10 protein-coding genes are annotated in these 13,385 nt (G+C 57.9%); 4 read left to right on the plus strand and 6 right to left on the minus strand.

The window, feature by feature from the left end; translation table 11 throughout:
• Positions 1-221: integrase core domain-containing protein (locus G486_RS23635; RefSeq protein ID WP_156920041.1), on the plus strand; the 221-nt coding region annotated here is incomplete at its 5' end.
• On the opposite strand, the gene G486_RS0114815 is transcribed toward G486_RS23635, so the two are convergent.
• The 5 genes from G486_RS0114815 to G486_RS0114835 form a co-directional block, all read right to left on the minus strand.
• Complete coding sequence (locus G486_RS0114815) at positions 146-2,128, minus strand: TniQ family protein (protein WP_027016249.1); 1,983 nt, start codon at positions 2,126-2,128, stop codon at positions 146-148. The genes G486_RS23635 and G486_RS0114815 overlap by 76 nt on opposite strands.
• Entirely contained in the window at positions 2,125-3,090 is a 966-nt protein-coding gene (locus G486_RS22445; RefSeq protein ID WP_051303556.1) for a TniB family NTP-binding protein, read from the minus strand. The genes G486_RS0114815 and G486_RS22445 overlap by 4 nt, the downstream gene beginning before the upstream one ends.
• Positions 3,087-5,147, minus strand: coding sequence for a Mu transposase C-terminal domain-containing protein (locus G486_RS22450; RefSeq protein WP_051303558.1), 2,061 nt, complete (start codon positions 5,145-5,147; stop codon positions 3,087-3,089). Before G486_RS22450 ends, G486_RS22445 begins: the two co-directional genes overlap by 4 nt.
• Positions 5,110-5,832 (minus strand): TnsA endonuclease N-terminal domain-containing protein, encoded by a 723-nt coding sequence (locus G486_RS0114830; RefSeq protein WP_027016250.1) that lies wholly within the window; start codon positions 5,830-5,832, stop codon positions 5,110-5,112. Before G486_RS0114830 ends, G486_RS22450 begins: the two co-directional genes overlap by 38 nt.
• 234 nt (positions 5,833-6,066) lie before the next feature.
• A complete protein-coding gene (locus G486_RS0114835) occupies positions 6,067-6,588 on the minus strand; it encodes a helix-turn-helix domain-containing protein (protein WP_051303560.1) in 522 nt (173 codons plus the stop codon).
• Between the two features lie 384 nt (positions 6,589-6,972).
• Here G486_RS0114835 and G486_RS0114840 point away from each other — a divergent pair, with 384 nt between their 5' ends.
• The 3 genes from G486_RS0114840 to G486_RS22455 are packed head-to-tail and all read left to right on the plus strand — an operon-like array spanning position 6,973 to position 10,399.
• Complete coding sequence (locus G486_RS0114840; protein WP_027016252.1) at positions 6,973-8,049, plus strand: ABC-three component system protein; 1,077 nt, start codon at positions 6,973-6,975, stop codon at positions 8,047-8,049.
• Complete coding sequence (locus tag G486_RS0114845) at positions 8,046-8,540, plus strand: ABC-three component system middle component 2 (protein ID WP_027016253.1); 495 nt, start codon at positions 8,046-8,048, stop codon at positions 8,538-8,540. Before G486_RS0114840 ends, G486_RS0114845 begins: the two co-directional genes overlap by 4 nt.
• Positions 8,531-10,399, plus strand: a complete 1,869-nt coding sequence (locus G486_RS22455; RefSeq protein ID WP_169728600.1) for a hypothetical protein — start codon at positions 8,531-8,533, stop codon at positions 10,397-10,399. Before G486_RS0114845 ends, G486_RS22455 begins: the two co-directional genes overlap by 10 nt.
• Before the next feature lie 310 nt (positions 10,400-10,709).
• On the opposite strand, the gene gyrB is transcribed toward G486_RS22455, so the two are convergent.
• The gene (gene gyrB, locus G486_RS0114855) at positions 10,710-13,292 is read right to left on the minus strand and encodes a DNA topoisomerase (ATP-hydrolyzing) subunit B (protein WP_027016254.1); all 2,583 of its coding nucleotides are present in this window, start codon (positions 13,290-13,292) and stop codon (positions 10,710-10,712) included.
• Between the last annotated feature and the right edge of the window lie 93 nt (positions 13,293-13,385).

Consider the following 13,385-nt stretch of genomic DNA (forward strand, 5'->3'; position numbering starts at 1 on the left):
GCGCCTGGCGTGACAACGTGTTTGTCGAGCGTCTGTGGCGCTCCATCAAGTACGAGGAGATCTATCTCAAAGCCTATGACAGCGTGCGTGCTGCACGCTGCGGGATTGCCCGGTATCTGGAGTTCTACAATTCACAGCGCCCCCATCAGGCCCACAACCGAGCGACCCCTGATGAGGCGTACTTTGCAGCTTTGCCGTTTGCACAAATGCAGCCGGCATAACCCCGAGGATCTCGCTTAGCAACTGGGTTGAATTGTTCAAACAAGTGGGACCACTTCTTGGTGGTGGAAAAAGAGGGCCTAGATGCGGCTTCCAAAGAGGCCGCGAAGGGTTGCTTCTGGAGGTCAGCGCGGCGATAAAAATATTGCCGACTCCCGTCAATGCGCGGGCCTGTTGCGGGCACCGCATCTAACTTGTTAGCCAAGTGCAAGGACGCGGTATTGGCTGCTTTTGCTAAGACTGCCAAGGCCACGTATTCCTGCTGAAATGCCACGAGGCTGTCGTTAGGAATGCGTTTGAGCATTGCCCGAGCCCCAGGGACAAGATCTGCAGCCAGCAGGTTCTTACTGATCAATTCGTAAACCACTTGCTCTTTGATACCAAGCTCTGCAGCGGCCTGGCTGGGGGTGACCCATGGAATCGTGGTGCGCCGTTGTTTCTCCAGCCACTGCCTAGTGCTGCTGCGGCTTAAAACAAGCGCAGGGATGACAGTGCCTGTTGGCATTTCTATGGGCAATGAAGGGTGGCCCAGCGTGCTGAAAAGCGCTCGCAGCTCCTGGGGTGTCAATTGCCAAAACTGCAGCACATCCCGCAAGGTCACGGGGTCGTGAATTGCATGCCGAGTGCTGAGTGCTTTCAGGCGCGTATGAAAGCTTTGCAGTTCCGTTTTGCGGAAATACCAGTGAGATGCTTGACCCCATTCAGGGCGAGAGTCAGCGGACAGAATGCCGAGTGCGACAAACTGTCTCAGGCGAGAGCGTTTTAAGCCAAGCAACTTGGCTGTGTTCTTGAGGTCAAGGTATGCGGCTCTGTCAGGTATCAGCGACTCCACCTGGGCGGCATCCATCGTGATGACCTCGCGCGTGGTGCCATTGATCGACTGGATTCGATGCCCAGGGATGAAATCGCTGTGCACCAGGCGTTTGAGCATTTTGCGGGGCACGCCGATTTGGCGCGACACCTTGGCCAGCCCCTGCCTTGTATAGCCTTCGACGGTTTCCTGACGGAATAGTCGATTGCGACCGCATAGCTCACCCCGCCAGTGCTCCAACAAAAAGGTCTCAAAGCCTTCGCGCAGGAACTGAAAAACCGGAGCTTTAAGCTGCCCATAGATCACGCCGTAGAGGGGCTGAAATACTCTTCGGATGGCACCGTCATTCGGCGCTGCGTCCACAAAGCTTTGTAGGCACTGCCAATAGCCATCGGGCCATGCGCGAAGCAAAGCCAGCGTGCCTTGAACGATGCTCTGTGCGACGCCCAGATCCTCCAAGGCAGGAAGTTGGCCAGGCCTTTCGAGAGACGGTCCCTGTATGAAGCGTCCGGTATAGATCAGCAACTTGACCCATTCGGAAACGGTCAATTGCAGCTTCAGTTCTCCCCAATGCCAATCTGTACTTTCTTGGCAGGCCTGCGTAATCGCACGCATCAAGGACAGCTCTGCGCTGCCGATACTTTTCGTGGAGGCGCTGTAGCGCAGGCCACAGTGACATGAACCCGCGAGTGCCGTGTTCCAGGAGATAGGGGCTGCGCAGCTTGAACAGGCGTCGATCAACTCGCATTCATGCATATGACAGGCGGTCATCACCTTGAGCCGCCAGTGCGGACGAATCCATGCCCCTTCTTGCATGCAATGAGGGCAGACACGTGTTCGGTAGTGCGTGAAGGCTGCGGTGTGCAGATCCCAGTCCTTGACTGGAATTTCCAAATTCGGCACCAAGGGGGCTCCAAACTCCACCAGAGGCTGCCCGTTGATCAACTGAGAAAGCGCCGTAGCGTGCTCGATGCCCGATTGCTTCAAAAGACGTATGACTTGGAAGTCTTCATAGTGGTTGGCATGGGCAAGGCGCTCGATATAGCTTCCCAGGGGTTCGCCAGGAACCGGTGCAGGACGGATAGGCAAGACTTTCAACGCTTCCTCCTGGAAGGTTGTGCTGCACCGACGTCACCGAGCTGAAAAGGCTCTCCATTGCGGTCCAATGCTCGCCACTGAAAGCTCGGATCAAACGGGTTCAAGGGTCCGATGCCTGCAGGCCAGATGGATGCCGTGAATGCCGAAGCCAATTCGTTGGTCGTTATGCAGTCATTGCCGTTTTCCACAGCGCAGCTGTAGGCATGTACCAGGATCTGTTTCACATAGGCAATGCGCCCTTGCGTGGCAAAGTGCAGCCGCAGTCCCAGCTCTTTCCAGCTGTGGGGCTTAGGGTTCAGCGGAAGAGGCAGTGCTTCTGCCAATGACGTGAATAAACCAATGCTGCTGTTCTCGTTGGGCTCCTGCTCACCCGCTTCGATAGAGAGTGAAAGACGGTGCGAAAACCTGCGCCGCAGTTGCTCATTGACTTGCAGCAAGCCCTGCGTGCGAGGTAGTCCAAGCAAGGTCACAGGTAACGACAGCGCATCGATGAATGACTTCAACCAGTCGCCCACGAAATACTGGCTTTGCGTCTTCCCCCGGTCCTGGATGTGCTGAGCCTCGTCGAAGACCAGCATTTCCACGGAGCAGCCTTTGGCCAGCTTGACGGCTCGGGCCGTCTTGACAGAAATCGTGCCGCGCTCGGGCTGCAGATCTCCCAATTGCGTCAAGATGGCTTCCACGGTTCCGGCAATCGTTGCCGCTGCTGGGACGCTCACATTCAGCACAGGAATCACATCGCGATCCAGCAGCCGCTGCCTGGGATTGCCCTCGGTAAACATCCTGGCCAGCGTTGTCTTGCCGGTGCCACTTTCACCGAGCACCAAAAGGTTCTGAGCAATACCCGTCTGCCGGAACAAGCGCAGGTTCGCATCCATGCGCTCAAAAGATGTCTGAAATGCCGGAAACATTAGATAGGCGCTTTGCAGCTGCTTAATGGAGTCGTAGAACACTTCACTCATAAGCGCTCCTTGTTCCCTTTGAGGTCATGGACGGAGCGCAGCAGTGCGTACCTGGGTGGAATAAAGTCTTGGTTGGAATCTGCGAACGTGGGGGTCGCGGTTGATGGGGCTGGTGCTGCGGACGCGTTGGTCACTGTCGCGCGGGATGGCATGACCTGTGCCTGAGGCCGTGGGCTGGAAGCCGAAGGCTGCTTGGGTTGGCGACTGCTGATTCCCTGCAGTTTTGCCGCTCGTTTACGGTCACTGAGTTTGCGGCTGGACACCTGCTCACGCATCATGTCGATGATGGCCAAGCGTGCTTCTTGCCGGGCTTTGAAATTTGTTTGGGAAGCACCTCGTTCAGCGATTATTTTGCGGATGAGCTGGTTCTGAAACTGGGTCAACCCATTGGCGTAATCCCAGTCCAGCGCCCTGACCGCGACCGGGTTTGCGTCGCCAGGACCCCACACATGGATCTCGCCCAAATCATCCGGGTCGAAGACGATGCGCACCTCGGTACCCGGACCATGTGCTCGTAGCAAAGGAAGCAGTTCAGGGCCGCTGTAGCGAATGCCTTCAAGGAGGATTCCTTCTCGTTGCAATTTGCGTTGGCTAACTTGTCCGATGCGCTGAGCGAGAGTGTGGCGATCTCGGGGGAGCGTGGGTTCGTAGCTCTTGAGGCCTTCATGCCAGCGTGCCCAGGGCGTTTCTTTGGTGGTGCGATGCACAGTCTGCGCGTAGTCGTCGAGCAGCCATTTCTCAAACATCTGGGTGAACTCGCCCAAAGTAAGCACGGCATGTTTGAGCGGGTCATAGTCACCCCGGTGGTGCCATCTGGAAAAGCTTGTTCCAGGTAAAGTGTGAAGAAAGCGACGTGAAATGCTGCCAAGAAAGCGCTCCACCGATCCTTTAAACCATGGCTGGTACTTGGGGCAAAACAGCACGGACATGCCGAGATCCATCGCGACGCTTTGAAGTGCATCGGAATGAAATTCCAGGCCGTTGTCCACGACGAGCACTTGGGGCAGTCCGTGGCATACCCATGCATGCAGGGGTCTGAGTGACCGTATAGAGTCGCTGCCAGGCTGTATCGCCATCTTGGGCAAGATGGCATGCCTGAGCGCACCCATTACAGCTGCAATGGAGGGAGCTTGATAGCTCAGGTAATAGCCCAGGAGCATCTTGCTGTGAACGTCTATGCACACCGTCAGCGTAGGCCGTCCCAGGGGAAGCTGGGTGCGCTCATCAATCAAGAATAGATCCAAGACTGTGTGATCGCATTCCACGCGTTCCAGAATTCGGCTGGTCGTCACTTTGCCCGTCAATATGCGGAACTTGCGATCAGCCTCTGCGTTGCCGTTACGCAAGCTGAAGACCTCATAGGCCTCCAAACGGTGCATCAGTCGGTACAGCGTCCGTAGGGACGGCATGATCAAAAGGCCAGGGCCGTTGTGGCGTGACAAATTCTCTTGATCCACCTTGCCCTGCAAGATCGTTTGAATGACGGTTACGGTGGTTCGTCGTGACAGTTGGTGGGCTTCGGTAATCGCTTCTTCCGCAAGCGCTAATAGACGTGCAGACTGCTGTGGTACGTGAACGCCACGCAGGTCATCTCTAGAGATGAGTGCGCGGAAATCGCCTGTGCGTTGGTAGCGCCGAATCCAGCGCCAAAGCGTAGGTACGGAGGGTGGCTTGGGATCTCCCCGTTTGGCGGCCACCTCCTGTATCAAGGGGGTCAAAAACTTTCGTGTGAATATGGGGCTGCCGTAGGCCAGGATTCCTTGTACATAGGCTTTACGTCTTTCGAAATCCAACAGTGCCTTGGGCTTGAGATCGCTGAGTGGGCGTTTGTAGAGCGTGTTCTCTGCAGCGGATGCTGACCCTCCGGAAACCGGGCTCATGGCAGACAAGCTACCGCTGGCGTAAGCCTGCAACAGCTCGGTACGGTTCGATAAAACGAGCTGCCCAGAATCAAGGCGCTCCAGCAAGATGTCGCCATTCGGCTGTAGGCGCTCGATACGGTGCTCCGCACCTTGCCACTCAAAAACCGTGTGCTTGCGAAAGGCAAAACCATGCATGGTTTTCCTCCTTCATCAGATGCAGTTCGGTAGCTGGGCTGATTGGCACATCCAAATCGCACCACAGGTAGCCCATGAGCAGCAGGTTGGCGGGGCGCAAATGCAGCGTTGCCAGAGCCTGCTGTGCTTGCTGATACGGCATAGGGAAGTGCTTGCCCCATTGGCTCAGTGCCACTGCCACGGCAGCAGTGGTCGGCATCAAGTGATCGGCGTGTTGCAGGATCTGTTGCAGATTGGAAAGGCGAGGCTCCTGCCTGATCACAGTGTTGTCGAGCACCAAGAAGGCCCGTGCTGTGCGCGCCATATGTGCGGCAATGCAGGCGAGCTTATGTCCGACCTCTGCAGCTTGGAGGCTGCGCACAGGCTTGACTTCGACCAGCACGGCTTCGCCGGTATCAAGCACCACCTCAAAATCCGGGGTGTAGCGCCGTAAACGCGGGCCATCTGGGTACTGCAGCGTCAACGGCTGCTCGCGGTACTGAGCGACTCGATGATGGGCTTCAAACAGCGCGATGGCGTCACGCTCCAGCAGCCCTTCATGGTGTACCAGGCGGCCATTTTTCCTGCTGGGCACAAAGCCACGCAGGATGCCGCCCGTTGGGCGCACGATCTCGCGGGCACGATGATGCGGAAAAGATGAGGATTGGCTTCCGTGCCAGTTTCCTCTCCAAAAGTTTTCAGGCATAGGCTCTCCCATCCGCCTTGCCGTGGAGCAAAGCGGACAACGGTTTCATGCCCGAATGCAGACAAAGCTATGCCCTCACGCGGTCATAAACCAGTGAAATCAAAGAGGTAGGAGTGGGGGAAAGCCTTGACGCTGGCGAAAGCTATGGAGATACTGCGGGTGCAAGTCGGGGTATCTTCTGATGCTCCACCAGCGGGACTGTCCGAAAGGCTGTCCCGCTTTTCTTTTGCGGCTCTACATAGAGGCCTCCAATCTGGAGCGGCGTCTTAGGCGGCGCACAGGTTCAGCCTCGATGGAGGTAACACCTGTAGTGCCTTCACCAGGTAGCTCAAGAACATCGCGAATCATGCGAATTTGCCGAGAGGACAGCGTTCGAAAGTTGTCGCGAAGAGCTTTCAGAAGCCAATAAGCCTCTTCGTGTGTGTCTAGATCAACGATGAGCTTGCGTTGCGATGCATCGGCAGCTAACAGCAACTCTTGTTGCTCCTGCTGTGTAAGTGGCAGTGCTTCCGCGAGCCGGTTGACGAATTCTTCAGCGGGCGGCCCTTTGAGGCTGCTTTCCATTGCTGAAATGTATGTCTGGTCGTATCCGATCAGCGCAGCCAAATCCACCTGCCGTATGCCGTACTTCATACGCAGAGAGTGGAGGAGATTGGCGAAGGGGCTCACGTGACTTAATAGGCGGTGTATATGTTCAAAGAGTAATTGAAGAAACCAAAAAAGTCTATAAAAATCAATATGATATAAATACATCATATTGATTTTTAGTGGCCTTGCTGGAGGTTGTTATCCAGTTGATTTGGATAACTCCGGCGCCTTATCTCTACCTCGTTACGAGTCTCCAGATCAAGCCAAGAAAGACGGCTTTAGTCTGAGTACAGACGTTCACCAGCGACTGCTTGTGGCACCTAAGCACTGGACATCTATTTGTGAAGTCTCAGTGGGTTATTCGCATCACTGTCCATCTACATCAAGAGAATACTGTTGCGACATCGACATGACCCAGTAGTTCTTCACGGGCGACTGTCGCTGCCCGCCTAAGGAAAGCACCGGAGGACGGCTTCGAGCTATGTGTTACAAATAGAATTTTTGCCTGTGAGCGATGGCTAAGAATCTCGCACCAGAGAAAAGTCCAAATACATGCCCCCAAAACAAGGCACGACCCGCAAGCCGAGGAAGACCCAGCACGTAACCGCGGGCGGCGTCGTCCAGCCGTCGTCGCAAGTTCTTCTGCTGAACCCTGATCAGTGGGAAGAATTTATTCTTGCCGCCGCGCGGCAGCGAGTTCCTTCACACGGAGCACCCTATGCGGCGATCAAGCGACTGGGCGGCGCAGGCGACGGTGGCCGCGACATCGAGGCGCGTTATGGCCCGACGTTGGTGCGTGATGGCTGGGACCTGTACCAGGCCAAGCACTACAGGCAGGGACTGACGCAGACCGATGCCTTCCCGGAGATAGCGAAGTTCTTCAAACAGTTGGCCTTGAAGACCTACCCGCGTCCGAATTACTACTACCTTTGCTGTCCACATGCGGTCGGTAACGAGCTCCACAACACGATGGCCGCTGGCGCTGCTTCCTTTAAGGCGAAGTTTGTCGATGCATGGAACAATGGAAAATACGGGATGAAAGGCAGAGCCGCCGAGTTGACCCCTGAGGTCCAAGCTGCCATCGACGATTTCGACTTTGATCGCTTCATCGAGTGCCCGGTACATGAACTACTGGCTTGGCACGCGCTCGACAAGGCCGCCCACTATCACCTGTTCGGCATCGTGCCAAAACGCGGCGACGATGATCCGATGCCCGCCCAGCCTGCGGTACACGAGGGGAGGTATGTCGATGAGCTTTTGCGCGTCTACACCGAGCACAAGGCGTCGCCAGTAGCCCTGGCCGACCTGCCGGGAAGCGAGTACGCAGACCACTTCGATTCGCATCGACAGATCTTTTACTGTGCGGAAGGCCTGCAACGTTTCAGCCGAGACATCTACCCGAACGAACCTGAGTTTGATCGGCTGCTGGACATGGTTTATGCGGGCATTCGCCCCACGGTCGTGCAACTTCGGCTCAAGACGGGAATGGAACGGGTCGACGCGGCCGTAGATCGAGCGTCGTCGCTGCAGGTCCAGGAGAGTCGTCTGTCGTCGCAGCTTCGCGGAGGGGACCTGCCCGGCACCTGCCATCACCTTGTCATTAGAGGTGATCTGAAGTGGGTCAAATGAAAAAATCCAAGCCTCTCGCCGCCTTTAACTCGCCGTTCGAATTGGGCATTCGGATGGTGTACTTGCTCAATTCCTTGCAGCCGGCTGGCGCCGACCTCCAAAAGCTGGTTCTGCTCGACTACGCAATTGTGTACTCCGACGATCTTGATGGGCCACCTAGCCTTCACACGCCGGTCCCCTATCGCGGTGGCGAATACATGAGTCGTCGCGACCTCATCGCTCAAAGCCTGCACTTAATGAGCACCCGTGGCCTCGTCGCCGTGTCCATGGATGAGACAGGCATCACTTACTTCGCTGGCAACACCGCTAGAAGCATGGTCGGCGCGCTGACATCACCTTATCTACGCGAACTGGAGGGCCGGTGCCGCTGGGCAGCCGCCACCTTCGCAACCCTCAGCTCAAGAGACATGACCGAGAGATTCGCTCAACAAGGCTACCTATGGGGTGCTGAATTTGAAGGTGCCACCGCGAGGGGCCACCAATGGCAATAACGCTGAAGCACTTGTCAGTGCACGGTCCCGGTCTATTGCCAGCGAAGGTCGTTTTCGACGGTCGTCGCACCCTCATCCGCGGCCCCAGTGACACAGGCAAGTCACACATCTGGAAGTGCATTTGGTTTTTACTAGGCGGTACTGGGACACTCGAACCGTTCCCGGAGTCGCAGGGATACGACTCGCTGGAGCTCGCTTTCTTGCATGGCGAGCATGAATACCTTGTTCGCAAAGCGATGTCTGGCGGTGCCGCGCGCATTCTGGTGCGAAAGGACGATCTTTGGGTCCCTGACGGTACGCCGAATACGCTCCAAGACGTCGATCAGGATCTTGGCGAGCTGCTCGTTGGGCTATCTGGGGGCTCAGGCAAACTGGTGCTTCGCAAGCGAAGTGAGAAAGGCCCCCTCACTGGTGACGACCTGAGGCATTGGGCGCTACTCTCCCAGCCCAGCATGATTTCCGAGGACGCGACGAAGGGCAAAGGTCATGGCTCGGATAAGCATGTCTCGTCTTACTCGCTGTTCCTGAGTGGCCTCGATGACTCCGCGGTCGAGCTTTACAAGACCCCGTCCCAGAAAGACCAGGCTAAGGGAAGATTAGCGGCTGCCGAGGCAGAACTGGCGCGTCTGCAGAGCGTGATTCCAGCGGACACAGATCGAGCTTCCGCAGTTGCAGCCCTGGCACAAGTCGATGAGCGGCTGGACATGTTCGCCACGCAGCTCCAGGTGCGCTCTTCGGCCTTAAAGGAACTTCGGCAGCAGATCTTCGAGAAGGGCGACGCTCTTACCATCGCAACGACACAACTTGCCAGCGCCACATCGATGCGGGAGCGTTTCACGCTACTAGACCTGAAGTATGCGAGCGACCTTGCCCGCCTCGGAGCTACAGACGAAGGCATCGCGTTCTTCCAGGCTTTGGTCGAGACACCGTGCCCGCTCTGCGGCACGCCGGTTGAGCAGCACGTCGATCCCGGCAACCTGAAGCCTAGAGCTCCGACCAAGTACCGCGATGCGATAGCGGCCGAAGCGGAAAAGATCCGCGCACTCCGTCGCGGACTGCAACCATCGCTGGCTCAAGAACAGAAGCGCCTAGCTACCGCTACAGCTGATGTGCAACGGCTTACAGCGTCACTGAAGGAATTGGAAGAGCAGGAAAAGGCGGTGCTGCGTAGCGCGTCGCTAGAGTTCGACTCAGACCCGCGGGATCTCGCCGAGTCACACACGCGGTTTTCATCGATGATTGACGCCTTTGATGAAACCGTTCGGCTGACGAGCGAGATCGCGCGCCTCAAGGAGGCCACAAAACAAAAGCAGACGGCCCTCGTGCGCAATGTTGGCCAGCATGGTGACGATGTCGGAGTGATCGCACGCCAGATGCTCAACGACTGGGGATTCACGTCCATCCAGTCTGTGTACGTCGATCCGAAGGCCTGCGACCTAGTCATCGATGGCCGCCGACGTCTCAGCTATGGCGCGGGTAAACGTGGCCTGTTCCTGTCCGCCATGACAATCGCCTTGATGCAGCATGCTCTAACTAATGGCCATCCTCACCTCGGTGTCGTCGTGCTGGATTCGCCGCTAAAAGCCTACGCCCAAAAAGAGACGCCGGACAATGACCGGGAGATCCCCACGGCCACGGTGAACACAAGCTTTTACGCCTGGCTTTCTCGCTTCCAAGGCCCCGGCCAAATCGTCGTTCTGGAAAATGAACCGGTGGATGCGGTCACAGCCCGCGCTTTAGGCGCTATCGAGTTCACCGATGACTACACCCGCGGACGGCAAGGATTCTATCCGCCCAAACCGATGATTTCACCTGCGCCAAGCACGGGTGACGAGTCCGAGTACGACGATCTTGTGTAATGCGCCACTCGTGCTTCCAATCTAAGCAGCCAACTGACGAGCGAATGCCATGACTCGGCGTTGGCCAGTAGAGACCAGAGGATTCTTAGGAGGTCGCCTCTGACCCAGGAGTTCAATGGGGTGGAGAGGACAGCCGCTCCTAGGAGCTCTATTCAACGAAGCGACGGACTGCTCTCGCTGCATAGCAGCCATAGACTTCATTTCGAGTAAAAAAATAGCCCGGAGCAATCCGGGCTATTTTTTTCATCAACTTTGTCAAAAGTTTTTCACCAACTTGGCAAAGTTTTCAACAATGGTGGCATTCGACAGCTTAAACGTCGATATTCCCCGCGCGCAGCGCATTGCTTTCGATGAAGTCGCGGCGTGGTTCGACCTCGTCGCCCATGAGCATGGTGAACACGCGGTCGGCTTCGATGGCGTCGCCGATCTGCACCTGCAGCAGGCTGCGCACATTCGGGTCCATGGTGGTTTCCCAGAGCTGCTCGGGGTTCATTTCGCCCAGGCCCTTGTAGCGCTGGCGGCCCGTGGTGCGCTCGGCTTCGTGCAGCAGCCATTGCATGGCCTGGCGGAAGTCGGTGGCCTTTTCGCTCTTGGCTTTTTCGCCTTCGCCGCGCACGACCTTGGCGCCTTCGGCGAGCAGGCCGTTGAAGTTCTGGGCCTCGGCCGAAAGGGCCGCATAGTCCTGGCTGCGCACGAATTCCTGGGTCAGGATGGAGCTCTTGATGTTGCCGTGGTGGTGGCGGCTGATGCGCAGAATCGGCTTTTCGCTCACGGGGTCGATCTCGGCCGTGACTTCGGCAGGTACGCCCGTGGTGGTGAGCTCGCGCAGCTTGGCCTCCAGGATGGGCGCGCATTGCTGGGCCGCCTCGATGCTGTCCAGCGTGATCTGCACGCCATCGGCAATCGCACGCAGGGCTTCTGCGTCCATGAAGTTGGACAGGCGCTCGATGACCATCTCGGCCGCCACGTGCATGTGGGCCAGGTTGGCCAGCTCCTCGCCCTGCAGCGTGCGGGCGTTGACGCCGCCGGTGCTGACGCTGGCGTTGTTGAGTGCGATGCGCAGCAGGTACTGGTTGAGCGCGGGACCGTCCTTGAGGTAGAGCTCTTCCTTGCCGTTCTTGACCTTGTACAGCGGCGGCTGGGCGATGTAGATGTGGCCGCGCTCGACCAGCTCGGGCATTTGCCGGTAGAAGAAGGTCAGCAGCAGGGTGCGGATGTGGGCGCCGTCCACGTCGGCGTCGGTCATGATGATGATGCGGTGGTAGCGCAGCTTGTCGGGGTTGAAATCGTCGCTGCCGCTCTTGCCGTTGCCGTCCTCGGCGGCCTTGCCGATGCCCGTGCCCAGGGCCGTGATCAAGGTGATGATTTCATTGCTGGACAAGAGCTTTTCGTAGCGCGCCTTTTCCACGTTCAGGATCTTGCCGCGCAGCGGCAGGATGGCCTGGAACTTGCGATCGCGCCCCTGCTTGGCGGAGCCGCCGGCGGAGTCGCCCTCGACAATGTAGATTTCGCACAGCGCCGGGTCTTTTTCCTGGCAGTCGGCCAGCTTGCCGGGCAGGCCCATGCCGTCGAGCACGCCCTTGCGGCGCGTCATCTCGCGGGCCTTGCGTGCAGCTTCGCGCGCGCGCGCGGCTTCAACGATCTTGTTGCACAAGATCTTGGCGTCGTTCGGCTTTTCCTCCAGGTATTCGGTGAGCAGCCTGCCGACGATGTCTTCCACGGGGGCGCGCACTTCGGAGCTGACCAGCTTGTCCTTGGTCTGGCTGCTGAACTTGGGCTCGGGCACCTTCACAGAAAGCACGGCGCACAGGCCTTCGCGCATGTCGTCGCCGGTGACTTCGACCTTGGCTTTCTTGGCCAGCTCGTGGTCGGCAATGTATTTGCCGATGACGCGCGTCATGGCGGCGCGCAGGCCGGTCAGGTGGGTGCCGCCGTCACGCTGGGGGATGTTGTTGGTGAAACACAGCACCTGCTCGGCGTAGCTGTCGTTCCACTGCATGGCCACTTCCACACCGATTTCGGTGCCGGGAATGCCGCCATAGCTTTCCGCAGGGCGGCTGCCCATGGCGTGAAAGGTGGTGGGGTGCAGCACTTTCTTGCTGCCGTTGATGAACTCCACAAAGCCTTGCACACCGCCGGCGCCCGAGAAGTCGTCCTCGCGGCCGTCACGTTCGTCCTTGAGGCGGATGCGCACACCGTTGTTCAGGAAGGAGAGTTCGCGCAGGCGCTTGGCCAGGATCTCGTAGCGGAACTCGTGGTTCTCCTTGAAGATCTCGGTGTCGGGCAGAAAGTGCACCTTGGTGCCGCGCTTGTCGCTCTTGCCGGCCACGCGCATGGGCGAGGTTTCCACGCCGTCCACGATTTCTATGGGGCGGTTTTGCACAAAGCCGCGCGCGAAGTCGATCTCGTGGCGCTGGCCGTCGCGGCTCACGGTGAGCTTGAGCCAGGAGGACAGCGCGTTCACGCAGGATACACCCACGCCGTGCAGGCCGCCCGAGACCTTGTAGCTGTTCTGATTGAACTTGCCGCCCGCGTGCAGTTCGGTGAGCGCGATCTCGGCGGCCGAGCGCCTGGGCTCGTGCTTGTCGTCCATCTTTACGCCGGTGGGAATGCCGCGGCCGTTGTCGATGACGGACAGCGAGCCATCGGCGTGGATGGTGATCAGAATGTCGTCGCAATGGCCTGCCAGGGCTTCGTCGATGGAGTTGTCCACGACTTCGAAGACCAGGTGGTGCAGGCCCGTGCCGTCAGAGGTGTCGCCGATATACATGCCCGGGCGCTTGCGCACGGCTTCCAGGCCTTCGAGGATCTGGATGGCGCCTTCGCCATAGCCGCTGGAATCTTGTCCCTGGGGGGCGATGTTCTGGGGGACTGGCTGGTTCTCGTCGGTCATGAAGTGCCTTGCTGCAGCAAAAACAGGAGCTGTTTGCGCCTGTTCTGCCTGGGATATATCAATAAACTGGCTTGAAAGTGGCTGCCAGCTTGT

Source organism: Comamonas composti DSM 21721 (genome assembly GCF_000429845.1).
Lineage (GTDB): Bacteria > Pseudomonadota > Gammaproteobacteria > Burkholderiales > Burkholderiaceae_C > Comamonas > Comamonas composti.

Bases quoted from the DNA above. Each gene is read 5' to 3' on its own strand.
- G486_RS22445 (WP_051303556.1), bottom strand. From the start codon at position 3,090: ATGAGTGAAGTGTTCTACGACTCCATTAAGCAGCTGCAAAGCGCCTAT.
- G486_RS22450 (WP_051303558.1), bottom strand. From the start codon at position 5,147: ATGCATGGTTTTGCCTTTCGCAAGCACACGGTTTTTGAGTGGCAAGGT.
- G486_RS0114830 (WP_027016250.1), bottom strand. From the start codon at position 5,832: ATGCCTGAAAACTTTTGGAGAGGAAACTGGCACGGAAGCCAATCCTCA.
- G486_RS0114835 (WP_051303560.1), bottom strand. From the start codon at position 6,588: ATGATGTATTTATATCATATTGATTTTTATAGACTTTTTTGGTTTCTT.
- G486_RS0114840 (WP_027016252.1), top strand. From the start codon at position 6,973: ATGCCCCCAAAACAAGGCACGACCCGCAAGCCGAGGAAGACCCAGCAC.
- G486_RS0114845 (WP_027016253.1), top strand. From the start codon at position 8,046: ATGAAAAAATCCAAGCCTCTCGCCGCCTTTAACTCGCCGTTCGAATTG.
- G486_RS22455 (WP_169728600.1), top strand. From the start codon at position 8,531: ATGGCAATAACGCTGAAGCACTTGTCAGTGCACGGTCCCGGTCTATTG.
- gyrB (WP_027016254.1), bottom strand. From the start codon at position 13,292: ATGACCGACGAGAACCAGCCAGTCCCCCAGAACATCGCCCCCCAGGGA.